The organism is Streptomyces agglomeratus, from assembly GCF_001746415.1.
In the GTDB taxonomy this organism is placed as follows: domain Bacteria; phylum Actinomycetota; class Actinomycetes; order Streptomycetales; family Streptomycetaceae; genus Streptomyces; species Streptomyces agglomeratus.
Map to the genome: position 1 here is coordinate 4908512 of NZ_MEHJ01000001.1, position 22045 is coordinate 4930556.

15 protein-coding genes and 1 tRNA gene are annotated in these 22045 nt (G+C 73.2%); 12 read left to right on the forward strand and 4 right to left on the reverse strand.

Going from position 1 to position 22045, the window contains the following annotated elements:
• Positions 1-14: 14 nt before the first annotated feature.
• The 8 genes from AS594_RS21355 to AS594_RS21390 all read left to right on the forward strand — a co-directional run bounded on the left by AS594_RS21355 (position 15) and on the right by AS594_RS21390 (position 10331).
• Positions 15-326: a DUF3039 domain-containing protein gene (locus tag AS594_RS21355; RefSeq protein ID WP_028815328.1), complete on the forward strand. Its 312-nt coding sequence runs from the start codon at positions 15-17 to the stop codon at positions 324-326.
• A gap of 245 nt (positions 327-571) precedes the next feature.
• A complete protein-coding gene (locus AS594_RS21360) occupies positions 572-1876 on the forward strand; it encodes an extracellular solute-binding protein (RefSeq protein ID WP_069935231.1) in 1305 nt (434 codons plus the stop codon).
• Positions 1873-2766 (forward strand): carbohydrate ABC transporter permease, encoded by an 894-nt coding sequence (locus tag AS594_RS21365; protein ID WP_069928562.1) that lies wholly within the window; start codon positions 1873-1875, stop codon positions 2764-2766. The genes AS594_RS21360 and AS594_RS21365 overlap by 4 nt, the downstream gene beginning before the upstream one ends.
• Complete coding sequence (locus AS594_RS21370; protein WP_069928563.1) at positions 2763-3596, forward strand: carbohydrate ABC transporter permease; 834 nt, start codon at positions 2763-2765, stop codon at positions 3594-3596. Before AS594_RS21365 ends, AS594_RS21370 begins: the two co-directional genes overlap by 4 nt.
• Positions 3597-3600: 4 nt before the next feature.
• Entirely contained in the window at positions 3601-5274 is a 1674-nt protein-coding gene (locus tag AS594_RS21375) for a beta-N-acetylhexosaminidase (protein WP_069935232.1), read from the forward strand.
• A 289-nt stretch (positions 5275-5563) separates the two neighbouring features.
• Positions 5564-6454 carry an FAD binding domain-containing protein gene (locus AS594_RS21380; RefSeq protein WP_069928565.1) on the forward strand — a complete coding sequence of 297 codons (891 nt, stop codon included), beginning with the start codon at positions 5564-5566 and terminating at the stop codon, positions 6452-6454.
• Complete coding sequence (locus AS594_RS21385; RefSeq protein WP_069935233.1) at positions 6451-8007, forward strand: (2Fe-2S)-binding protein; 1557 nt, start codon at positions 6451-6453, stop codon at positions 8005-8007. Before AS594_RS21380 ends, AS594_RS21385 begins: the two co-directional genes overlap by 4 nt.
• Positions 8004-10331, forward strand: a complete 2328-nt coding sequence (locus AS594_RS21390; protein WP_069928567.1) for a xanthine dehydrogenase family protein molybdopterin-binding subunit — start codon at positions 8004-8006, stop codon at positions 10329-10331. The genes AS594_RS21385 and AS594_RS21390 overlap by 4 nt, the downstream gene beginning before the upstream one ends.
• Before the next feature lie 53 nt (positions 10332-10384).
• Here AS594_RS21390 and AS594_RS21395 read toward each other — a convergent pair whose 3' ends face one another.
• From AS594_RS21395 to AS594_RS21405, 3 genes are all read right to left on the reverse strand, one after another.
• On the reverse strand, positions 10385-12463 hold the full coding sequence (locus AS594_RS21395; protein WP_069935234.1) for a serine/threonine-protein kinase: 2079 nt from the start codon (positions 12461-12463) through the stop codon (positions 10385-10387).
• A 79-nt stretch (positions 12464-12542) separates the two neighbouring features.
• On the reverse strand, positions 12543-14753 hold the full coding sequence (locus AS594_RS21400) for a serine/threonine-protein kinase (protein WP_079148134.1): 2211 nt from the start codon (positions 14751-14753) through the stop codon (positions 12543-12545).
• 7 nt (positions 14754-14760) lie between these two features.
• The gene (locus AS594_RS21405; RefSeq protein WP_069935235.1) at positions 14761-15702 is read right to left on the reverse strand and encodes a serine/threonine protein kinase; all 942 of its coding nucleotides are present in this window, start codon (positions 15700-15702) and stop codon (positions 14761-14763) included.
• A gap of 292 nt (positions 15703-15994) precedes the next feature.
• Here AS594_RS21405 and AS594_RS21410 point away from each other — a divergent pair, with 292 nt between their 5' ends.
• On the forward strand, positions 15995-17212 hold the full coding sequence (locus AS594_RS21410) for a lactonase family protein (RefSeq protein WP_240509066.1): 1218 nt from the start codon (positions 15995-15997) through the stop codon (positions 17210-17212).
• A 21-nt stretch (positions 17213-17233) separates the two neighbouring features.
• Here AS594_RS21410 and AS594_RS21415 read toward each other — a convergent pair.
• Positions 17234-17308, reverse strand: a tRNA-Cys gene (locus tag AS594_RS21415).
• 175 nt (positions 17309-17483) lie between these two features.
• On the opposite strand from AS594_RS21415, the gene AS594_RS21420 reads away from it, so the two are divergent.
• The 3 genes from AS594_RS21420 to AS594_RS21430 all read left to right on the forward strand — a co-directional run bounded on the left by AS594_RS21420 (position 17484) and on the right by AS594_RS21430 (position 21884).
• Complete coding sequence (locus AS594_RS21420) at positions 17484-18965, forward strand: MFS transporter (RefSeq protein ID WP_069928570.1); 1482 nt, start codon at positions 17484-17486, stop codon at positions 18963-18965.
• A gap of 170 nt (positions 18966-19135) precedes the next feature.
• Positions 19136-20917, forward strand: coding sequence for a DEAD/DEAH box helicase (locus AS594_RS21425; protein ID WP_069935236.1), 1782 nt, complete (start codon positions 19136-19138; stop codon positions 20915-20917).
• Between the two features lie 325 nt (positions 20918-21242).
• Positions 21243-21884 (forward strand): IclR family transcriptional regulator, encoded by a 642-nt coding sequence (locus AS594_RS21430; protein WP_069930669.1) that lies wholly within the window; start codon positions 21243-21245, stop codon positions 21882-21884.
• Positions 21885-22045 lie beyond the last annotated feature (161 nt).

The window sequence follows — 22045 nt, forward strand, 5'->3', positions numbered from 1 at the left end:
TACCCTTGGACGCCATGAGCACTCTTGAGCCCGAGCCCGAGCGCGGGGCAGGTACGGGGACCCTCGTCGAGCCGACGCCGCAGACCTCGCGCGGCGACGGAGACCACGAGCGGTACGCCCATTACGTCCAGAAGGACAAGATCATGGCGAGCGCCCTCGACGGTACGCCCGTCGTCGCGCTCTGCGGCAAGGTCTGGGTTCCGGGCCGCGACCCGAAGAAGTATCCGGTCTGTCCCATGTGCAAGGAGATCTTCGAGTCTCTCGGCGCGGGTGGCGACAAGGACAAGGGTGGCAAGGGCGGCAAGGACAGCAGCGGCAAGAAGTAGTACGCGGCCGCGACGGCGGCGGCGAGCAGGAGGTACGGGGACGGCCCCCGCGGTGCGCATCGGCGCACCGCGGGGGCCGTTCGCGTTGCACAGGATGCTCCGGCCGGTCACAAGGTGGTGGAGAGCCCGGCCGAAGTGGTTCAGACCTCTTGTCGGCTCGCGGGGGCCGATCTAGATTCCTGCCTGTTGTGCAGTGCGAAACCAGCGTTGCATATGGTGCAACGCTGACTCGACAGGAGTCCCGGATGAAGCCCTTCGCCCGAACCGCCCTGCCCGCCGCCGTCCTTGTGCTGGCCGGCCTCACCGCCACCGCCTGCGCCCCGCAGACCTCCGACAACAGCGCCAAGAAGGACGAGAAGAGCGGAACCCTGCGCGTCTGGCTCTTCCAGGAAGTGGGCAACGGGCCCAAGCAGAAGGTCGTCGACCGCGCCGTCGACGCCTTCCGTGCCCGGCACAAGGGCGCCGACGTCGAGATCGAGTACATACCGGTCGAGACCCGCGCCCAGAAGATCAAGGCCGCCTTCAACGACCCGAAGAGCGCCCCCGACCTGATCGAGTACGGCAACACCGACACCGCCGGTTACGTGAAGGACGGCGGACTCGCAGACATCACGCGGGAGTCCGGCGCCTGGCCCGACGCGAGGGACACCGACCCGACGGCCCGGCAGTCGGTGACCGTCGGCGGCAAGGTGTACGGCGCCCCGCTCTTCGTCGGCGTACGCGCCCTGTACTACCGCACCGACGTCTTCGCGGACCTCGGCCTGAAGCCGCCGAAGACGCAGGCGGAACTCGTCGCCACCGCAAAGAAGATCCGCAAGGCGAAGCCCGGCCTGTACGGGCTCGCTGTCGGCGGCGCGTACACGTACGGCGCGATGCCCTTCATCTGGGCGCACGGCGGCGAACTCGCGAAGGAGAGCGGCGGAACGTACACCTCCGCCCTCGACAGCCCGGCCGCGCGCAAGGGCATCAAGGCGTACACCTCGCTGTTCGGCCCCGACAACTGCCCGGCCGCCAAGTGCGCCGAGATGGGCGGCAACGACACCGTCACCGCCTTCGCGTCCGGCAAGGCGGGCATGGCGATCGGCGGCGACTTCAGCCACGCCGCCGTCGAGGCGGGAAAGGTGAAGGGCAGGTACGCCGTGGTGCCGCTGCCCGGTGTGAAGGCCGGCGACATCGCTCCGGCGTTCGCGGGCGGCAACAACCTGGGCGTACTGAGGAGCAGTTCGCACCGCACGCTCGCCGTGGACCTGCTGAAGCAGCTCGCCGGGAAGAAGACGCAGGGGGAGCTCTTCGACGCGATGGGCTTCCTGCCGACCTACACCGACGTACGTGAGACCGCGGCCCGCAAGGAGCCGTTCGTCGAGCCGTTCATCAAGACGCTCGCGGCGGGCGCGAAGGCCGCCCCGGCCTCGCCGGGCTGGGCGCAGATCGACTCCTCGCTCGTGCTCCCGACGATGTTCCAGGAGGTCGTCAGCGGCCGCAAGGACGTGGCGGCGGCCTCCGGCGACGCGGCCAAGAAGATGAACGACGCGTTCGGCGCGGCAGGTTGAGCACGGCCCTGCGGCGGGGTTCCGGCTGGACACCGTGGCTCTACCTCGCGCCCGCCCTCGTCGTTCTCGGCGGTCTGCTCGTCTACCCGGTCTACCAGCTCGGCCTGATCTCCTTCCTGGAGTACACCCAGGCGCAGGTCAGCGGCGGCGAGCCGACCACCTTCAAGGGCCTGGACAACTACGCCACGCTCTTCGGTGACCCGCAGTTCTGGCAGGTGCTCCTCGCGACGGTCCTCTTCGCGGCGGCCTGCGTCGTCGCCACGCTCTCCCTCGGCTGCGCACTGGCCGTGCTGCTGACGCGCGTACGGGCCGTGCCCCGGCTCGCGCTGATGATGGCCGCGCTCGGCGCGTGGGCCACTCCGGCGATCACCGGGTCCACCGTCTGGGTGTTTCTCTTCGACCCGGATTTCGGCCCCGTCAACAAGGTGCTGGGGCTGGGCGACCACTCGTGGACGTACGGCCGCTACAGCGCCTTCGCGCTCGTACTGCTCGAAGTCGTCTGGTGCTCGTTCCCGTTCGTGATGGTGACCGTGTACGCGGGCATCCGGGCGATCCCGGGGGAGGTGCTGGAGGCGGCGTCGCTCGACGGGGCGTCGCAGTGGCGGATCTGGCGTTCGGTCATGGCCCCGATGCTGCGGCCGATCCTGGTCGTCGTCACCATCCAGTCGGTCATCTGGGACTTCAAGATCTTCACCCAGATCTACGTCATGACCAACGGCGGCGGCATCGCCGGCCAGAACCTCGTCCTCAACGTGTACGCCTACCAGAAGGCGTTCGCGTCCTCGCAGTACAGCCTGGGCTCGGCGATCGGCGTCGTCATGCTGCTGATCCTGCTCGCGGTCACCCTCGTGTACCTGCGCCTGCTGCGACGCCAGGGAGAAGAACTATGAGTCCCGTACGCCGTCCCTGGCGCCTGGCCGCCGAGGCGTCCGCCCTGCTGATCGCCGCTGCCGTCGCCTTCCCCCTCTACTGGATGGTGCTTTCCGCGTTCAAACCGGCGGGCGAGATCCAGTCGACCGAGGCCAGACCCTGGACCCTGGCTCCCTCGCTCGACTCCTTCCGGCGCGTCTTCGAACAGCAGGAATTCGGCCGCTATTTCCTCAACAGCCTGCTGGTCGCGACGAGCGTCGTCCTCGCATCCGCACTGATCGCCTTTCTCGCGGCCACAGCCGTCACCCGTTTCCGGTTCAAGCTCCGCACCACCCTGCTCATCATGTTCCTGGTCGCGCAGATGGTGCCGATCGAGGCGCTGACCATCCCTCTCTTCTTCCTCATGAGGGACTTGGGGCAGCTCAATACGCTCGGCTCGCTGATCCTGCCGCACATCGCGTTCTCGCTTCCCTTCGCGGTGTGGATGCTGCGCGGCTTCGTCAAGGCCGTCCCCGAGGCGCTGGAGGAAGCGGCGTACATCGACGGCGCGAGCCGCTCCCGCTTCCTGTGGCAGATTCTTTTCCCGCTGGTCTTCCCGGGCCTTGTCGCGACGAGCGTCTTCTCCTTCATCTCCACCTGGAACGACTTCCTCTTCGCCAAGTCCTTCATCATCAGCGACACCTCGCAGTCGACACTTCCGATGGCGCTGCTTGTTTTCTTCAAGCCGGAGGAAAATGACTGGGGCGGGATCATGGCAGCGTCGACGGTGATGACCGTCCCGGTGCTGGTCTTCTTCGTACTCGTACAGCGACGCCTCGTCTCCGGACTGGGCGGAGCGGTTAAGGACTGACGCCATGCTCGATCTGGTACCGGCTCCGGGAGCCGCGGCCTGGGCGCCCCCCGCCCAGGGGCACTACCCCCTCGGCCACGACACCGCCCTGTTCGCCCGCCCCGGCACCGAGGGCGTGGCCCGCTGGCTGCGCGCCACGGTGGGGGCCGCCACCGGGCTGCCGCTGGCGGACGGCACCGACAGCGACAACGAGCGCGACAGCGGCAGCAACCGCGTCGAGCTCCGCATCGACCCCGACGTCGGACAGGACCTCGGCCCGGAGGGCTACCGCCTCGTCGTGGACGGCTACGTGGTCCTCATCGAGGGCGGCGGCCCGGCGGGCGTCTTCTGGGGCGCCCAGACGCTGCGTCAACTGCTCGGCCCGGACGCCTTCCGGCGGGCGCCCGTCGACCCGGCGCGCCAGTGGTCCGTACCGATGGTGGCCATCGAGGACAGACCGCGCTTCGCCTGGCGCGGCCTGATGCTCGACGTGTCACGCCATTTCATGCCCAAGGACGGCGTGCTGCGCTATCTCGATCTCCTCGCCGCGCACAAACTCAACGTCTTCCACTTCCACCTCACCGACGACCAGGGCTGGCGCATCGAGATCAAGCGCCACCCGAAACTGACGGAGACCGGCGCCTGGCGGGCGCGCACCCAATGGGGCCACCGGGCGTCCGGCCTCTGGAGCGATACACCGCACGGCGGTTACTACACCCAGGACGACATTCGCGAGATCGTCGCGTACGCCGCCGAGCGGCATATCACCGTCGTCCCCGAGATCGACATCCCCGGCCATTCACAGGCCGCGATCGCCGCATATCCGGAACTGGGCAACACCGATCTCATCGACACCACCATCCTCTCCGTCTGGGACACCTGGGGCATCAACAAGAACGTACTGGCCCCCACTGACACCACCCTCCGCTTCTTCGAGGGCGTCTTCGAGGAAGTCCTCGAACTCTTCCCCTCCACCTTCGTCCACATCGGCGGGGACGAGGCACCGAAGGACCAGTGGAAGCGGTCCCCGGCCGCCCAGGCGCGTATCAAAGAACTGAACCTGGCCGACGAGGAAGAACTCCAGTCCTGGTTCGTCCGGCATTTCGACTCCTGGCTCACCACTCGCGGCCGCCGCCTCATCGGCTGGGACGAAATCCTCGAAGGCGGCCTCGCACCGGGAGCCGCCGTCTCCTCGTGGCGCGGCTACGCCGGCGGGATCGCCGCCGCCAAGGCCGGACACGACGTCGTCATGTGCCCCGAGCAGCACGTCTACCTGGACCACCGTCAGGACGGCGGCCCGGACGAGCCGATGCCCATCGGGTACGTACGCACGCTGGAGGACGTCTACCGCTTCGAGCCCGTACCCCCGCAGCTCACACCCGAAGAGGCGCGGCACGTGCTCGGCACCCAGGCCAACGTCTGGACGGAGGTGATGGAGAACCAGAGCCGCGTCGACTACCAGACATTCCCCCGCCTCGCCGCGTTCGCCGAGGTCGCCTGGGCGGACCTGCCGGCACCCGCCGAACGCGACTTCGCCGGCTTCCGGGCACGCATGGCGGAGCACTACCGGCGGCTCGACGCGCTGGGAGTCGACTACCGGCCGCCGGCCGGCCCGCTGCCGCGGCACAGACGGCCCGCTCCCGACGGCAATCCGGCGACGCTCGGACGCCCGATCGAGGGGTCGCCCCCAAACGTGTGAGCCGCAGAGCAAGGAGCGTGCCGCGCCGAGCCGGGCCTGGGACCGTGGACAGGCCCGGCTCGGCATACGCCGTAAGGCGCACAACACCCACTGAAGAGCGGCAATTCACCCTCACCGTCAATGAGGTGCGAAAGCGGACCAATGCCCTGGCCGGGGACGAGGGGCCCCTAGTGGACCCTCGCGTCGGCCGGTTCGCAAGATGTGCCAGAGTTGCCTCGTCCGGGCTGTGAGCACGTACCGTACGGCGCAACAGGCGGGACAGCCGGGACACCGGGAAGGGGCAGCTGGGTTGACCACGCACGCACCGCAGGCGGCGCAGTCCGTGACGCTCCCGGCCTCGCTCGACGAGGCCGTGGCGGCACTCACCGCCATGCCTGCCGCCGTGCCCGTCGCGGGCGGCACGGACCTGATGGCTTCCGTGAACTCCGGGCAGCTTCGGCCCGCCGCCCTGGTCGGGCTCGGCCGGATCAGCGAGATCAGGGGCTGGCAGTACCAGGACGGGAACGCGCTGCTCGGCGCCGGTCTCACCCACGCCCGGATGGGACGGCCCGACTTCGCGGCCCTCATCCCGGCGCTGGCGGCGGCCGCGCGCGCCGCGGGCCCTCCCCAGATCCGTAACGCCGGCACCCTCGGCGGCAACATCGTCACCGCCGCGCCCACCGGCGACACCCTGCCCGTACTGGCCGCCATGGAAGCGACGCTCGTGATCGCCGGACCCGGCGGAGCGCGCCGCGAGACGCCCGTCTCCCACCTGCTGGCCGGCCGGGACATGCTGGGCGCCGGTGAGCTGATCGGCTTCGTACGCGTACCGCTGCTGCACGCCCCCCAGGTCTTCTTCAAGGCCACCGGACGCACCGGCCCCGGCCGCGCGACCGCGTCCGTCGCCCTGGTCCTCGACCCGGCGCGGCGTGAGGTGCGGTGCGCGGTGGGCGCCATCGCGCCGATGCCGCTGCGGCCCCTGGAGGCCGAGCGCTGGATCGCCTCGCTGATCGAGTGGGACGCGGACCGCAAGCTGGCGCCGGAAGCCTGCGCGGCGTTCGGCGAGTACGTGGCCGCCGCCTGCATCCCGGACCCCGCACCGGCGGACGGGGCCGAGGCCGCTCTGCCACCCGCTGTACTGCACCTGCGGCGCACGGTCGCCGCGCTGGCCCGACGAGCGCTGGGGAGGGCACTGTCGTGAGCGAGAACGAGAACCCCGGGACGCCGGGACCGCCCAACCCGGGCGGCTGGCAGCCGACCCCGCAGGGCGGCGAGTACGACGCGGAGGCCACGGCGTTCGTGCACCTGCCCGAGGGGATGACGGACTTCGGCGCGTACGGCGACCCGCTGGCCGCGCCGGGCCACGACTACGTACCGCCGCAGATAGCTCCGCACACCGACCCGCAGATCACGGCGGCGCCGGGCGCGGCCGACCCGGCCGCGCCCGGGATGTGGACCGTGGCCGGCCCCGTGCCGGGCGAGATGCGGTGGCCCGAACCGGAGAGCCCGCAGCCGCCTGCCCCGGCGCACGAGGCGGGGACGACGGGGCAGTGGAGCTTCGAGTCGGCCCCGGAACCGGTGCCGCCGGTCGCGACGGAACTCACCGGCCAGTGGACGATCCCGGTGGCGGAGGGTGACCTCCCGGACGAGTCCGGCGAGTTCACCACCTCCGCCCTGGCGTCCCACTGGGCCACCACCCACCCCCCGGCGACCCTCCCGGGCGGCGCGCCGTCCCCCTGGGCCAACACCTCGGCCGCGGGCCAGACGCTCCCGGGCGGCGCCCAGGCCCCCTGGGCGACCCAGCCGGCGGGGGCCGAGTCCACCGCCCCGACCCAGGACTTCGAACCCCGCCCGACGCACCCGGCGTCGCACTCCACGGTGCCGGGAGGGGACGTGTCCGGGCGCTCCCCGCAGGGTGCCGAACACCACCACCCCGAACACACCGCAGCACTGCCCGAACGTCCGGCACCCGAGGAGACGCCCGGGCGCGGCACCGACCCCGGCGCCCCGGAAGCCACGCCCGACGCCGCCGCAGAGGCCGCACCGGACGCCGGGGCCCCGGACGCACAGCCCGCCCCGGACGCCCCCGCACCCTTCACCGACGCCCCAGCCCCCGCCCCCGCCCCCGCGCCCGCGGCCGGCGAGGACGCCCACAGCGAGCACCCCCACGCCTCGTACGTCCTGCGGGTCAACGGCGCCGACCGCCCCGTCACCGACGCCTGGATCGGGGAATCCCTCCTCTACGTCCTGCGCGAGCGCCTGGGGCTGGCCGGCGCCAAGGACGGCTGCTCCCAGGGCGAGTGCGGCGCCTGCGCGGTGCAGGTCGACGGCCGTCTGGTCGCCTCCTGCCTGGTGCCCGCCGCCACCACCGCCGGCAGCGAGGTCCGCACGGTGGAAGGTCTGGCCACCGACGGCGAACCCTCCGACGTACAGCGCGCCCTGGCGAACTGCGGCGCGGTCCAGTGCGGTTTCTGCGTACCCGGCATGGCGATGACGGTCCACGACCTGCTGGAGGGCAACCACGCCCCGAGCGACCTGGAGACGCGGCAGGCCCTCTGCGGCAACCTGTGCCGCTGCTCGGGCTACCGGGGCGTCCTCGAAGCGGTACGCGAGGTCGTCGCCGAGCGCGAGGCCACCGCCGCCGCCGAGGAGGCCCGCATCCCGCACCAGGCACCCCCCGGCGCGGGCGGCATCCACCAGCCCCACCCGCACGAGAACCACCTCGAGAACCCGCACGACGGAGGCATGGCGTGAGCAGCGACGCGGCCACCGCGACCAGCACGACGGCGGTCGACAGCACCCAGCCGGAGCGCCGCTCCGAGGCCCCGGCCCACGGCCTCGGCGCGTCCCTCCCGCCGGCCGACGCCCGCGCGAAGACGGAGGGCACGTTCCCGTACGCGGCCGACCTGTGGGCGGAGGGCCTGCTGTGGGCGGCGGTGCTCCGCTCCCCGCACGCCCACGCGCGCATCGTCTCGATCGACACCTCCGCGGCGTCGGGGATGCCGGGCGTACGGGCCGTGGTCACGCACCGGGACGTGCCGGGCGACCCCGCGCACGGCCGCTCCGTCGCCGACCGCCCCGTCTTCGCCGCCGACCTGGTGCGCCACCACGGCGAGGCGATCGCGGCCGTGGCCGCCGACCACCCCGACACGGCCCGCCTGGCTGCGGCCGCCATCGCGGTCGAGTACGAGGTCCTCGAACCGGTCACCGACCCGGAGCAGGCGTTCGCGGCCGAGCCGCTGCACCCCGACGGCAACCTGATCCGCCACATCCCGCTGAGCTTCGGCGACCCGGAGGCGACGGGCGAGGTGATCGTCGAGGGCCTGTACCGCATTGGCCGCCAGGACCCGGCGCCCATCGGCGCCGAGGCCGGTCTCGCCGTGCCCCGCCCGGACGGCGGGGTGGAGATCTACACGGCGTCCACCGACCCGCACACCGACCGCGACCGCGCGGCCGCCTGCTTCGGCCTGGAACAGGAACGCGTGAAGGTCGTCGTCACGGGCGTCCCCGGCGCGACCGGGGACCGCGAGGACGGCAGCTTCCAGATCCCGCTCGGCCTGCTCGCGCTCAGGACCGGCTGCCCGGTCAAGCTGGCCGCCACCCGCGAGGAGTCCTTCCTCGGCCACGCCCACCGCCACCCGACGCTCCTGCGCTACCGCCACCACGCGGACGCGGAGGGCCGCCTGGTGAAGGTCGAGGCACAGATCCTCCTGGACGCGGGCGCGTACGCCGACGCCTCGTCCGAATCACTCGCGGCGGCGGTGGCCTTCGCCTGCGGCCCGTACGTCGTCCCGCACGCCTTCATCGAGGGCTGGGCGGTCCGGACGAACAACCCCCCTTCCGGGCACGTCCGGGGCGAAGGCGCCCTCCAGGTGTGCGCGGCGTACGAGGGCCAGATGGACAAGCTCGCGGCGAAGCTGGGCATGGACCCGGCGGAACTGCGGCTGCGCAACGTGCTGGCGACCGGCGACCTGCTGCCCACCGGCCAGACGGTGACCTGCCCGGCCCCCGTGGCGGAACTCCTCAGATCCGTACGGGACTTCCCGCTCCCCACCCTCCCCAAGGACACCCCGCAGGACGAATGGCTGCTGCCGGGCGGCCCGGAGGGCGCGGGCGAGCCGAGCGCCGTACGCCGGGGAGTCGGTTACGCGGTCGGCATGGTGCACATGCTGGGCGCGGAGGGCGCGGACGAGGTCTCCACGGCTACGGTGAAGGTCCACGACGGAGTGGCGACGGTCATCTGCGCGGCGGTCGAGACCGGCCAGGGCTTCACCACGCTCGCCCGCCAGATCGTCCAGGAGGTCCTGGGCGTCGAAGAGGTCCACGTGGCCTCGGTGGACACCGACCAGCCCCCGGCGGGCGCCGCGACGCACGGCCGCCACACCTGGGTGTCGGGCGGCGCGGTGGAGCGCGCGGCGAAGATGGTCCGCACGCAGCTCCTCCAGCCGCTGGCCCACAAGTTCGGGATGTCGACGGAGCTGCTCCAGATCGCCGACGGCAAGATCACGTCGTACGACGGGGTGCTGTCCACCACGGTGATGGAGGCGATGGACGGCAAGGAACTGTGGGCCACGGCCCAGTGCCGCCCCCACCCCACCGAGCCGCTCGACGAGACGGGCCAGGGCGACGCCTTCGTGGGGCTGGCCTTCTGCGCGATCCGGGCGATCGTGGACGTGGACATCGAGCTGGGCTCGATCCGCGTGGTGGAGATGGCGGTGGCCCAGGACGTGGGCCGCATCCTGAACCCCGCGCAGCTCGCGACCCGCATCGAGGCGGGCGTCACGCAGGGCGTCGGCGCGGCGCTGACGGAGAACCTCCGCACGCCGCGCGGGCTGGTCCGTCACCCGGACCTGACCCACTACGCCCTCCCGACGTCGCTGGACGCGCCCGACATCCGCATCGTGAAGCTGGTGGAGGAGCGCGACGTGGTCGCCCCGTTCGGCGCGAAGCCGGTCAGCGCGGTCCCGGTGGTCACCTCGCCGGCCGCGATCGCCTCGGCGGTCCGCGCGGCCACCGGCCGCCCGGTCAACCGCCTGCCGATCCGCCCGCAGGCGGCGGTGGCGGTCCCCTCCGCGTAACGCGGCGTCGCACGGCACGGCTCGGCGCCGCACCGCGCCGTGCGCGGCAGGCGTCAGGACCGTACGGGCATGGCGATCACCGAGCCGTCGTACACGGCGAAGAAGCGGTTGCCGTCGCCCGCTGTCGTGTGGGAGGCCGTGTCGCCGTGCTCGTACGCCGCGAGCTCGTCGCCCGTGTGCGCACTGACGGCGGTGAGCCCGTAGCTCTTCGACTCGGCGACCCACACGGTGCCGCCCTGCACGACGGGCAGCGTCCGGGTGCCCTCGTAGCTCCGCAGGAGGCACGACCACCGCCCGCGGCCGTCGCTCGCCCGGCGGCGGTGGAGATCCAGGTAGTCGACGGCGTACACCTCGTCCCCCCGGACGGCCGGAGGCCCCCAGCCCCCGGTCTCCTGGTCGACTCTGCTGTCCGCCGGCACGGACCAGATTTTCTTGCCGTCGTCGAGTGAGAGGGCGGTCAGGGTCCTGCCGCCGAGGAAGACCGTGTCCCCCCGGATCGCCGGTGCGAGGGCCGCGGTGCCCTGGCCGCGGATCTCCCACACGTCGCCGCCGGTGTCCGTGTCCACGACGACCACGTGACCGTCCGAGGGGAAGAGGACCAGACGCCCCCTGCCCGTCGCCGCCGCCGGTGGTTCCGCTCCCGTCGTCCGTACGGGGGTGGCCCGCGACCACAAAACTTTTCGCGTGACCGTGCTGACGGCCCGCAGCTGCCGTTCCCGGGTCATCACGTAGAGCGTGCGGGCGTCGGCGGCCAGGAGCGTCTCCGCGTCGATGTCCGCCGCCGTCCAGGCGCGGTCACCGGTGGAGGCGACGAAGGCGTGCAGGGCGCCTTCCGCGTCCGCGGTCACCACGAGCCGGTCGGAGAGCGTCACGTAGCCGGCCGACGCCGTCACGTCCGGAGCGCGCCATTTCTGGCGGCCGTCCGTCACACGGTGCGCTGCCAGGCCGCCGTCCGCCGCCTCGAAGATCAAGACATCGCGCACCGGAAGGGGCGCCGGGGTGCGGGGACCGGCCAGGGTCTCGGGCCCCCACAGCGGCGCGATGGGCGCGGTGGGGGCCAGGAGCGCCGCCGTGGGAGTCTTGGCGGCCGGCGGGACGGTGATGGGCTTCGGGGCAGCGCTCCGGCCCTCCTTGAGCCACCAGGCGGTCCCGCCGCCGGCGGCGAGGACGGCGCCGGCGGTGGCGAGGGTGGTGAGCAGCCGGCGCCGGGAGGGGGAGGCGGAGCCGTCGCCGGGCTCTGCCGGGTGCGTCGCGGCCAGGCGCCCGGCCGCCGCCTCGCGCCGGCCGATGTCGTCGGCCAGCGGACCCTGCCGCCAGACCTTGCCGGCCCCCCGGGGAGGCGCGAACGCCTGCGCGATCTGCGCGGGCACGGGGCGCCGCGCCGGATCCTTCGCGAGACAGGGCAGGACGAGCGTCCGGACGTGCTCGGGCACGAGGCTCACCTCGGGCTCGCCGTGCACGACCTGGTACTGCACGCCGGCCACGTGCGGGCCGTCGTAGGCGCGGTGGCCACTGGCCGCGTAGGCGAGGACCGCGCCGAGCGAGAAGACGTCGGCGGGCGGGCCGACCCGCTGCCCGAGCACCTGCTCGGGTGCGCCGTAGCCGGGCGTGACCGGGATCTGGCCGGTGGTGGTCAGCGTCAGCCCGTGCTCGGGGCGGGCGATACCGAAGTCGATGACGCGGGGGCCGCCCGACGTGAGCACGATGTTCGCCGGTTTGAGGTCGCGGTGGACGAGACCCGCCGCGTGGATGTCCTGAAGGGTGCGGGCGAGGTCCGCCGCGAGGGCCCGCAGGGCGACGTCGTCCAGCGGGCCGTACGACGTGACGGCGTCGTCGAGGGTCGGACCCGCCAGGAACTCGGCCGCGATCCAGGGCCGTCCGCCCTCGGTCCGCGCGCCGAGCACGCGTGCCACACCGTCACTGGTCACGGCCTGCGCTGTCTGCGCCTCGCGGACGAACCGCCCGGCCAGGTGCTGGTCGTGCGCGAGTTCGGGGCGCAGGACCTTCACCGCCGCGGTGCCGCCCGCGCCGTCACGGCCGAAGTAGACCTTTCCCATCCCTCCCTCGCCGAGTACGCCCAGGAGGCGGTACGGGCCGAGGCGCAGTGGATCGCCGGTGCTGAGGGGGAGCATGGTGGAGGCGCTTTCTCACTCGGGGGGCGGGGCGGCGGTCACGGTGCCGGTTCCCGCGGGGCGGTCACGGTGCCGGTTCTCACTCGAAGGGCAGGGCCGTCACGGTGCCGGAGTCGGCCGCGATGAGCTGCCCGGCCTCCTCGTGCGCCACGAAGCGGATCGCCGGTGTGGCATAGGTCCAGACGGACCGGTGGGTACGGCGGTCGACGGCGCTGACGCCGTGGGTGAGAGGGGCGTAGACGTACTTCTCGCCGACGACGGGGGGAGCGGTGAGACGCGGAGTGTCGTCGTTGGTGAAGTCCTCCTTCTCCTCCCACAGCAGCTTTCCCGTCGTCGCCTCCAGAGCGACGATGCCGTGGCTGCCCTCGGCGGCGTACACGACACCGTCCCGCACGGCCGGAGGGCTGTAGCACCGCCCGTTCTGCTCGATCTCACCCGGACTACGGTCGTCACCGAACTCCCAGGCGGCCTCACCGTCGGAGATCCGCAGGGCCCAGACGCGTCCGCTGCTCACGTAGACGTGCTGCCGGTCGGCGGCCAGCTGGCCCGGGATGAGGAACGAGGAGTCGAGCCGTTCCCTGGGGATGTCCGTCCGCCAGAGCACCTCGCCCGTACCGATGTCCAGGGCCCCCACGCTGTAGTCCGCGTAACCGTCCCCCTTCCTGGCGACGATCAGGCGCTTGCCCACGACCGTGGCGCTGATGGCTCTGGAGCCGTTGTCGGGGTAGGCCACGGAGATGGGCCGCTGCCAGAGCTTCTTCCCGCTCCGCAGGCCGACCGCCACCAGGCACCAGTCCTTGGCCTGAGCGGTGTAGTCGGTCGCCGACGCGCCCTTCTTCCGGGCGGCCAGGTACAGCACCCCGCCGATCGCGGCGATCAGTTCCGCGTCGTGCAGGGAACCGTTGAATCCGGTGAGCCGGGCGACGCGGCGCACCATGGTTCCGTCAGTGGGTGAGAAGGCGTGCAGCGACAGGCCCTTGCCCTCGTCGTAGTCGGGGAGGAAACCGTAGATCGCCTTGCCGTCCGAGGTGAACTGCTGCCCGTAGGACAGCAGCGGGTACGACCACAGCTCCTTGCCGCTCTTCGCGTCCAGCCCCCGCAGCGTGTTCTCCGACAGGCCGGCGACCACCTTGCCCAGCGGCATCGGGAGCCGGCGCTGCCACTTGTCGACGATATCGGTGCGCCACAGCGGCTCCGGCCCGTCGTCGGCCGCGGCGGACGACGGCTTCCCGGCCTTGTCGTCCGCGCCCCGCTTGTCCCACCAGGCCCACCCGCCTGCCCCCGCCGCCGCCACGCCCAGCACCGAACCCCCGCCCATCGTGAGCAGCTTGCGGCGGGACACGGCAGCCGGGGCGGCGGCCGGTGACGAGTGGTCGGGGGATTCCGGCGGGGCCGCGAGCCGGGGCGGGTGGGGGAGCCAGACCTCCGCCGCCCGGCGCGAGATCTCCGCGAGCAGCGGGGGCGGCAGATGGTCCGCGAACTCGCCGTGGCCGTCGTGGAGTTCGGCGGCAAGCTGCCCCGTGGTGGGGCGCTGTGCCGGGTCCTTGTGCAGGCAGCGGGCGAGGACCGGGACGAGGGACGCTGGTACGCCCGTCAGGTCCGGCTCCGCGTAACGGACCCGGTAGAGCAGGTCCGCCGGCCGGCCGCTGCCGAACGGGCCGTGCGCCGCCGCGGCGAAGACGAGGACGCCGGCCAGCGCGAACACGTCGCCCGCGGGTGTGTGTTCCAGGCCGGTGGCCTGCTCGGGGGACATGTAGGCGGGCGTGCCCGCCGCCGTGCCCGTGCGGGTCAGGCGGTCGTCGCCCAGGGCACGGGCGATGCCGAAGTCGATGACCTTGGGACCGTACGCCGTGACCATCACGTTGGAGGGCTTGAGGTCGCGGTGGACGACGTCGGAGCGGTGCAGCTGGGACAGCGCGCCGCACAGGGCCGCGCCCAGGGCGCGGACGGACGGTTCCGGGAGGGGGCCGCAGAGCGTCACCGCTTCGTCCAGGGGCGGGCCCAGTACGTACTCGGTGGCCATCCAGGGGGTGTCCGCGAGCGGGTCGGCGTCGAAGACCGCGGCGCCGTGCTGCCCGCCGATGACCCGGGCGGCGTCCGTCTCCAGGCGGAAACGGGTGCGGAAGGCCGGGTCGGCGGCGATGCGCGCGTGGACCGTCTTGAGCGCGACCGTGCGGCCGCCGGCGGTGCGCGCCAGATAGACGGTGCCCATGCCGCCGCTGCCCAGGCGGGCCGTGAGGCGGTACGCGCCGAGCTGGTGCGGGTCGTCGTGGGTCAGGGGCGTCGGCATCGCTCAGTCAGTTGTCTCTGTGCGCGGGGGCAGGGGCGTGGGCGGAGGAGGGGAGTTCGGCGGCGAGGACCACGGCCGACTGGCGGGCGACGGCCGCCACCAGCCGGCCCGGCAGCCAGTCGGCGGGAAGGGACGCGGCGCCGGCGTGGATCTCCGTCCCCCGGGGGCCGTGCGCGGCCGCCGGGGCGGCGCTGGGCGCGAGCTGCTCCAGGAGCTGGGCCGCCCGGGGGCGGGCCGCCGGGTCGCGGGCCAGGCACGCGGTGATCAACGGCCGCAGGGAGGCGGGGAGTTCGTCCCGGTCGGGAACCGTGTGCCCGGTGCTCGCGTACGAGAGCACCGCTCCGAGGGCGTAGACGTCACCGGGGGGACGCGGGCGCCCGCCGGTCGCCTGCTCGGGTGCCAGGGCGCCGGGGTCGAGGCCGGGAAGCCCGCTGCGGGGCGCACCGTCCGGCCCCGCGGCGCGTACGGCGCCGAAGCACGTGAGGCGCGGGCCGTCCCCCGCCAGCAGTACGGCCGCAGGGGACACGCCGGCGTGCGTCGTGCCCGCCGCGTGCGCGAGCGCCAGCGTCCCGGCGAGTGCCGCGCCCAGTGCCCGGACGGTGTGCTCGGGCAGCGGCCCGCCGTACACCGCGAGGGCCGTCGGCAACGGCAGCGCGGGGAGGTACGGGCGGGCGCACCAGGGTGCCGGCGAGGGGCCGGAGTGCTCGGTGACCGGGGCCGCCCACGGGCCCAGCGGATGCCGGGCCGCCTCCGCCTCGGCCACGAACCGCTGCGGGTCAGCGCCCTCCAGCGGTGCGCTCACCAGCACCGTGCGGTCGCCGTCCGTGCTGCGGGCGATGAAGCGCCGCTCCGGGACGGGCGGGGTGCCGGGGCCGCCGGCCGAGTCGAGACGGGTGATCAGGAGGTACGGGCCGATGCGCCGCGCAGTGCCCAGGCGTGGCCGTTCCATCTGAAGCTCCCCCTTGGTGTGACATGAGCGTGACGAGCCTACTCACCTCGTCGCGGAGGGCGCCGGTCGGTGCCGCTGGGCGGACGGCCGGTGTGTGGACGGCCGGTGTGTGGACGGCCGCTGGGTGGACGGCCGGTGGCCCGCCCGCGGCGATCACCGGCCTACGCCGGCCGGTGGGAGCGGGAGGGTCCGTACGCGCGGCCCCTTGCCCGGCACGCCCGTCCGGGACACCATGCGACCGCGACGACTGCCGCACGACCGACCCGGCCGACTGGGAAGCGTGAGGGGCCTGATGAGCGAGATGCGTACACCGCCGGACGCGGCAGCGGACACCGGGGCGGGCGCGGACGCCCACGCGGGCACCGGTACGTCCGGTCCGAGCCGGCGGCGGTTCGTCGCGCTGGCCGGCGCCGGGGCGCTCGCTCTCGCGGCGCCCGGCAGCGCGCGGGCCGCGGAGGCGACGCGGCGCGCGTACCTCGGCACCTACACCACGCAGCCGGGCGGCGGGACCGGCATGGGGCTCGCCTCGTACCGGCCGCGCAGCGGGCGACTGGCCTCCGCGGGAGTGCTCGTCGGCGTACAGAATCCCTCCTTCCTCGCGCTCTCGCCGGACCGCCGCACCCTGTACGCCGTCGACGAGCGCGCCGAGGGCGCCGTCACCGCCGTGCGCGTCGGGCGCGGGACCCCCGAAGTGCTGGGGCGCCCCCGCGCGACCGGCGGCGCCGACCCCTGCCACCTCTCGGTCCACCCCGGCGGGCGGTTCCTGCTGACCGCGAACTACACCGGCGGGAGTGTGTCCGTACACCCCGTCGGGCCGGACGGCGTGCTGGGCGAACCCACCGACGTCGTACGGCACAAGGGGTCGGGGCCCGACCCCGAGCGGCAGGAGGGGCCGCACGCGCACATGGTCGTCACGGACCCCGCCGGGCGGTACGTCGTCGCCGTCGACCTCGGCACGGACTCCCTCCACACCTACCGGCTCGACCCGCGCACCGGGCGCCTCGGGGAGCACGCACGCGCCGCGATGAAGCCGGGAGCCGGGCCGCGGCACCTGGCCTTCCACCCCTCCGGGCGCTACGCGTACGTCGTGAACGAGCTGGACAGCACCCTGGTCGTGTGCGCGTACGACGGGCCCGGCGGGGTCCTCACCCCCGGCACCCCGCAGCCCACCCTGCCGCCCGGCACCCGGCTGAGCGGGCGCAACTACCCGGCGGGGGTCGTGGTCTCGCCCGACGGGCGGTTCGTGTACGTCTCCAACCGGGGCCACGACAGCATCGCCGTCTTCGCCGCCGAGTGCGGCGGCGCGGCGCTGCGGCTGGTGTCCGCCACGCCGTCCGGGGGCTCGTATCCCCGGCACATCGCCCTCGACCCGTCCGGCGGGCTGCTGTTCGCCGCCAACCAGAGGTCGGGCACGGTCGCGGCGTTCCGGGTGCACCGGCGTACGGGTCGCCTCACGGCGGCCGGCCCGGCGCTCGCGGCGCCGGTGCCGGTGTGCGTGCTGCCGGTGTAGAGCGAGCACGCGGTGGAGCGGTGGAGGCCGTGATCGGAATCGAACCGACGTAATCCGCTTTGCAGGCGAACCCCTGAGCCACTCGGGCACACGGCCGTGTGCTGATGTCACGACCGTAGGGCGGCGGCGCGGGCCGGCCAAGGGATCGGCCCGCGCCGCAACGCGACTGCCACACCGCGTTCATATGGGCCCCGGTCGTACGACCAAAGGCCGAGTGCGGGCCCGCCCGACGACAGGGTCCAATCAGCGCTGCGCCCCTTACTCTGGGCCAATGACCGCCCTGGAGCCGCGCGACGCCGAGGTCGCGCCCGAAGCCGACGAGATACCCGGCGAGCCCGCGGACCACAACGGCGTCCTCGGCAGAGCCCACCGCGCGCTCAGCATCGGCATCATCGCCGTCGTCCTGCTCATCGCCTTCGAGGCGACCGCCGTCGGTACGGCGATGCCGGTCGCGGCCCGCGAGCTGAACGGCGTCCCGCTCTACGCCTTCGCCTTCTCCTCGTACTTCACCACCAGCCTCTTCGCCATGGTCCTGTCCGGGCAGTGGGCCGACCGGACCGGCCCCCTCGCGCCGCTCGCCACCGGCATCAGCGCGTTCGGGGCCGGACTGCTGCTCTCCGGCACGGCGGACGCCATGTGGCTCTTCATCCTCGGCCGGGCCGTCCAGGGTCTCGGCGGCGGCCTCGTGATCGTCGCGCTGTACGTCGTCGTCAGCCGCGCCTACCCGTCCCGGCTCCAGCCCGCGATCCTGGCCGCCTTCTCCGCGAGCTGGGTGGTCCCGTCGGTCGTCGGCCCCCTCGTCTCCGGGACGGTGACCGAGCAACTCGGCTGGCGCTGGGTGTTCGTCGGCATCCCCGCCCTCGTCGTCTTCCCGCTCGCCATCGCGCTGCCCGCGATACGCCGCACGGCCTCCGGCCCCGCCGACGCGGGCGCACCCGTCCCCGCCTTCGACCGCCGCCGCATCCGGCTCGCGCTCGGCATCTCGCTGGGCGCCGGCCTGCTCCAGTACGCGGGCCAGGCCGCGTCCGTTCAAGGGGCGCGGTGGCTCTCCCTGGTGCCGGCCGCCGTGGGCGGCGCGCTGCTCGTGCCGGCCGTGCTGGGGCTGCTGCCGCGCGGGACCTACCGGGCGGCGCGCGGGCTGCCCTCGGTGGTGCTGCTGCGCGGGATCGCGGCGGGGTCGTTCATCGCGGCCGAATCCTTCGTCCCGCTGATGCTGGTCACCCAGCGGGGGCTCTCCCCGACGCTGGCCGGGCTCTCGCTGGCGGTCGGCGGTGCGACGTGGGCGTTCGGTTCGTACGTACAGTCGCGGCCGCGCATGGAGCCGTACCGGGAGCGGCTGGTGCCGGCCGGGATGGTGCTGGTCGCGGCGGCCGTCGCGACGGCGCCCACCGTCCTGATCGCCGCCGTGCCGGTGTGGATCGTGGCGGTCGCGTGGGGAGTCGGATGCTTCGGCATGGGCCTGGTCATCGCCTCGACGAGCGTGCTGCTGCTCAAGCTGTCGGCCCCGCACGAGGCCGGGTCGAACTCCGCCGCCCTCCAGATCTCCGACGGCCTGTCCAACGTCATGCTCCTGGCCGTCGGCGGCGCGGTCTTCGCGGCCCTGGGCGGCGGCGCGGTGGGCGCGCCCCACGCCGCGGCCACCACGTCCGCGTCCCACCCCGCGGCCTTCGCGGCGGTGTTCCTGCCGATGGCGGGGGTGGCGCTGGCGGGAGCGTGGGTGGCGACCCGGCTGCTGCCGAAGGACGGCGCGTAACAGGGGGTGACGCCCCGATGCGGACGGGCGTGTGAGGTGGGTCCCAACGGAGGGCGACGCGGCGCCGTTCGTACGTGGGGGCGGAGGGGGCGCCGGTAGGGTGGCCCGGTTGTCCTACGACCCTTCGGGGACCATCCCGCCACGTACCCGAGCGTTCCGAACCGGAGACCGTGACTACTACCGCCTCCCATCACCTCTCACCCGCCTTCCCCGGCCGCGCCCCCTGGGGCACCGCCAACAAGCTGCGAGCCTGGCAGCAGGGGGCGCTGGAGAAGTACATCCAGGACCAGCCGCGCGACTTCCTCGCCGTCGCGACGCCCGGCGCGGGCAAGACGACCTTCGCGCTGACGCTCGCCTCGTGGCTGCTGCACCACCACGTCGTGCAGCAGATCACCGTCGTCGCGCCGACCGAGCACCTCAAGAAGCAGTGGGCGGAGGCCGCGGCCCGGATAGGCATCAAGCTCGACCCCGACTACAGCGCCGGACCGCTCAGCAAGGAGTACCACGGCGTCGCCGTCACCTACGCCGGTGTCGGCGTACGCCCGATGCTCCACCGCAACCGGTGCGAGCAGCGCAAGACGCTGGTCATCCTCGACGAGATCCACCACGCCGGTGACTCGAAGTCCTGGGGCGAGGCATGCCAGGAGGCGTTCGACCCGGCGACCCGGCGCCTCGCCCTGACCGGCACGCCGTTCCGCTCCGACACCAACCCCATCCCCTTCGTCGCGTACGAGGAAGGCAACGACGGGATCCGGCGCTCCTCCGCCGACTACACCTACGGCTACGGCAACGCCCTGGCCGACGGCGTCGTGCGGCCCGTCATCTTCCTCTCCTACAGCGGCAACATGCGCTGGCGCACCAAGGCCGGTGACGAGATCGCCGCCCGCCTCGGCGAACCGATGACCAGGGACGCCATCGGGCAGGCCTGGCGCACGGCGCTCGCGCCGACGGGGGAGTGGATCCCGAACGTGCTCGCGGCCGCCGACACCCGGCTGACCGAAGTACGCAAGGGAATCCCGGACGCCGGCGGACTCGTCATCGCGTCCGACCAGGACACCGCCCGCGAGTACGCCAAGATCCTGAAGAAGATCACCGGGGACCGGCCGACCGTCGTGCTGTCCGACGAGAAGGCCGCCTCGAAGAAGATCGACCAGTTCAGCGCGGACGGCTCGCGGTGGATGGTCGCGGTCCGCATGGTGTCGGAAGGCGTCGACGTACCGCGCCTGGCCGTCGGCGTGTACGCGACGACGATCTCCACACCGCTCTTCTTCGCCCAGGCCGTCGGACGCTTCGTGCGATCCCGCAGGCGTGGCGAGACCGCGTCCGTGTTCGTTCCTACGATCCCGATGCTTCTCGAATTCGCCAATGAGATGGAGGTCGAGCGGGACCACGTCCTCGACAAGCCCAAGAAGGGCGGCGAGGACGAGAACCCGTTCGCCGAGGAGGACAAGCTCCTCGCCGACGCCGAGAAGCTGGAGGACGAGGAGACCGAGGACCAGCTGCCCTTCGAGGCGCTGGAGTCCGACGCCGTCTTCGACCGCGTGCTGTACGACGGCGCCGAATTCGGCATGCAGGCCCATCCGGGGAGCGAGGAGGAGCAGGACTACCTCGGCATCCCCGGGCTCCTGGAGCCCGACCAGGTGCAGCTCCTGCTCCAGAAGCGCCAGACCCGGCAGATCGCGCACAGCCGCCAGAAGCCCGCCGCCGAGGCGGACCTGCTGGAGAAGCCGGCCGAGTCCCGGCCCGTCGTCACGCACAAGCAGCTGCTGGAGCTGCGCAAGTCGCTGAACACGATGGTCGGCGCGTACGTCCACCAGACCGGCAAGCCGCACGGCGTCATCCACACCGAGCTGCGGCGCGTCTGCGGCGGCCCGCCGAGCGCCGAGGCCACCGCCGGGCAGCTCCAGGAGCGGATCAAGAAGGTCCAGGAGTGGGCCACCCGGATGCGCTGACGTACGACGGGAATGTCACGGCGGGGCCTGGAGGATCGTCTCCGGGCCCCGCTTTCCCGTGGGGGCGGTACCTCCAAAGCCGGGGCCGCGCGGAACGGGTCCCACGGGTGGACCGACTTCCGCCACGCGCCCGGATTCTGGACGAGGTCTTCCGCTGAGCGGAGTCGATCGCTACCTTTCCCGCAACGCATACGCCCCGTGGCAGAGCCGCCCCGGAGCGCAGCCGGTGCCATGGCCTGCCGGCGGCCTCTGCGCGCGACGCCGAAGGGACCGGCGGCGCACAGCGTGAGAGAGCCGCCGCACTCACCACAGAGGAGTGGGCGTCGTGACCGCGGAAACCTCCCAGACGCTCGACCGGGGACTTCGTGTCCTCAAACTGCTTTCCGACACGGACCACGGTCTGACCGTCACCGAGCTGTCCAACAAACTCGGTGTGAACCGCACCGTCGTCTACCGGCTGCTCGCCACCCTGGAGCAGCACGCGCTCGTACGCCGCGACCTGGGCGGACGTGCCCGCGTCGGTCTCGGCGTGCTGCGCCTGGGCCGCCAGGTCCATCCGCTCGTACGGGAAGCCGCCCTGCCCGCGCTGCGCTCGCTCGCCGAGGACATAGGCGCCACGGCGCACCTGACGCTGGTCGACGGGGCGGAGGCGCTCGCGGTCGCGGTCGTCGAGCCGACGTGGACCGACTATCACGTGGCGTACCGCACCGGTTTCCGTCACCCCCTCGACCGGGGCGCGGCCGGCAAGGCGATCCTCGCGGCCCGCCAGGGCGCGTTGGCGGCCGGCGGTTTCACCCTCACGCACGGCGAACTGGAGGCGGGCGCCAGCGGCGCTGCCGCGCCGCTGGTCGGCATAACCGGGCTGGAGGGCAGCGTGGGAGTCGTGATGCTGGCCGACTCCGTCCCGGAGCGGGTGGGTCCGCGCGTGGTCGACGCGGCGCGCGAGGTGGCCGACGCGCTGCGGTGAGGCGGGGCGCTGCGGTTCAGGCGACGTGCTGCGGTTCAGGCGGCGCGTTGCGGTGAGGCGACGCGCTGCGGTGAGCGGTGAGCAGTGGTGCGCGGCGGGAACGGGCACGCGCGGGCAGGGGAGAGGTGGCGCACGGTGGAGCGGTGCGCGCGCCCACTAGA

What these genes read in the sequence shown, in the direction of transcription:
- AS594_RS21410 (WP_240509066.1), top strand. Translation starts at nt 15,995, where the DNA reads ATGAGCGAGATGCGTACACCGCCGGACGCGGCAGCGGACACCGGGGCG.
- AS594_RS21420 (WP_069928570.1), top strand. Translation starts at nt 17,484, where the DNA reads ATGACCGCCCTGGAGCCGCGCGACGCCGAGGTCGCGCCCGAAGCCGAC.
- AS594_RS21375 (WP_069935232.1), top strand. Translation starts at nt 3,601, where the DNA reads ATGCTCGATCTGGTACCGGCTCCGGGAGCCGCGGCCTGGGCGCCCCCC.
- AS594_RS21400 (WP_079148134.1), bottom strand. Translation starts at nt 14,753, where the DNA reads ATGCCGACGCCCCTGACCCACGACGACCCGCACCAGCTCGGCGCGTAC.
- AS594_RS21395 (WP_069935234.1), bottom strand. Translation starts at nt 12,463, where the DNA reads ATGCTCCCCCTCAGCACCGGCGATCCACTGCGCCTCGGCCCGTACCGC.
- AS594_RS21370 (WP_069928563.1), top strand. Translation starts at nt 2,763, where the DNA reads ATGAGTCCCGTACGCCGTCCCTGGCGCCTGGCCGCCGAGGCGTCCGCC.
- AS594_RS21405 (WP_069935235.1), bottom strand. Translation starts at nt 15,702, where the DNA reads ATGGAACGGCCACGCCTGGGCACTGCGCGGCGCATCGGCCCGTACCTC.
- AS594_RS21360 (WP_069935231.1), top strand. Translation starts at nt 572, where the DNA reads ATGAAGCCCTTCGCCCGAACCGCCCTGCCCGCCGCCGTCCTTGTGCTG.
- AS594_RS21355 (WP_028815328.1), top strand. Translation starts at nt 15, where the DNA reads ATGAGCACTCTTGAGCCCGAGCCCGAGCGCGGGGCAGGTACGGGGACC.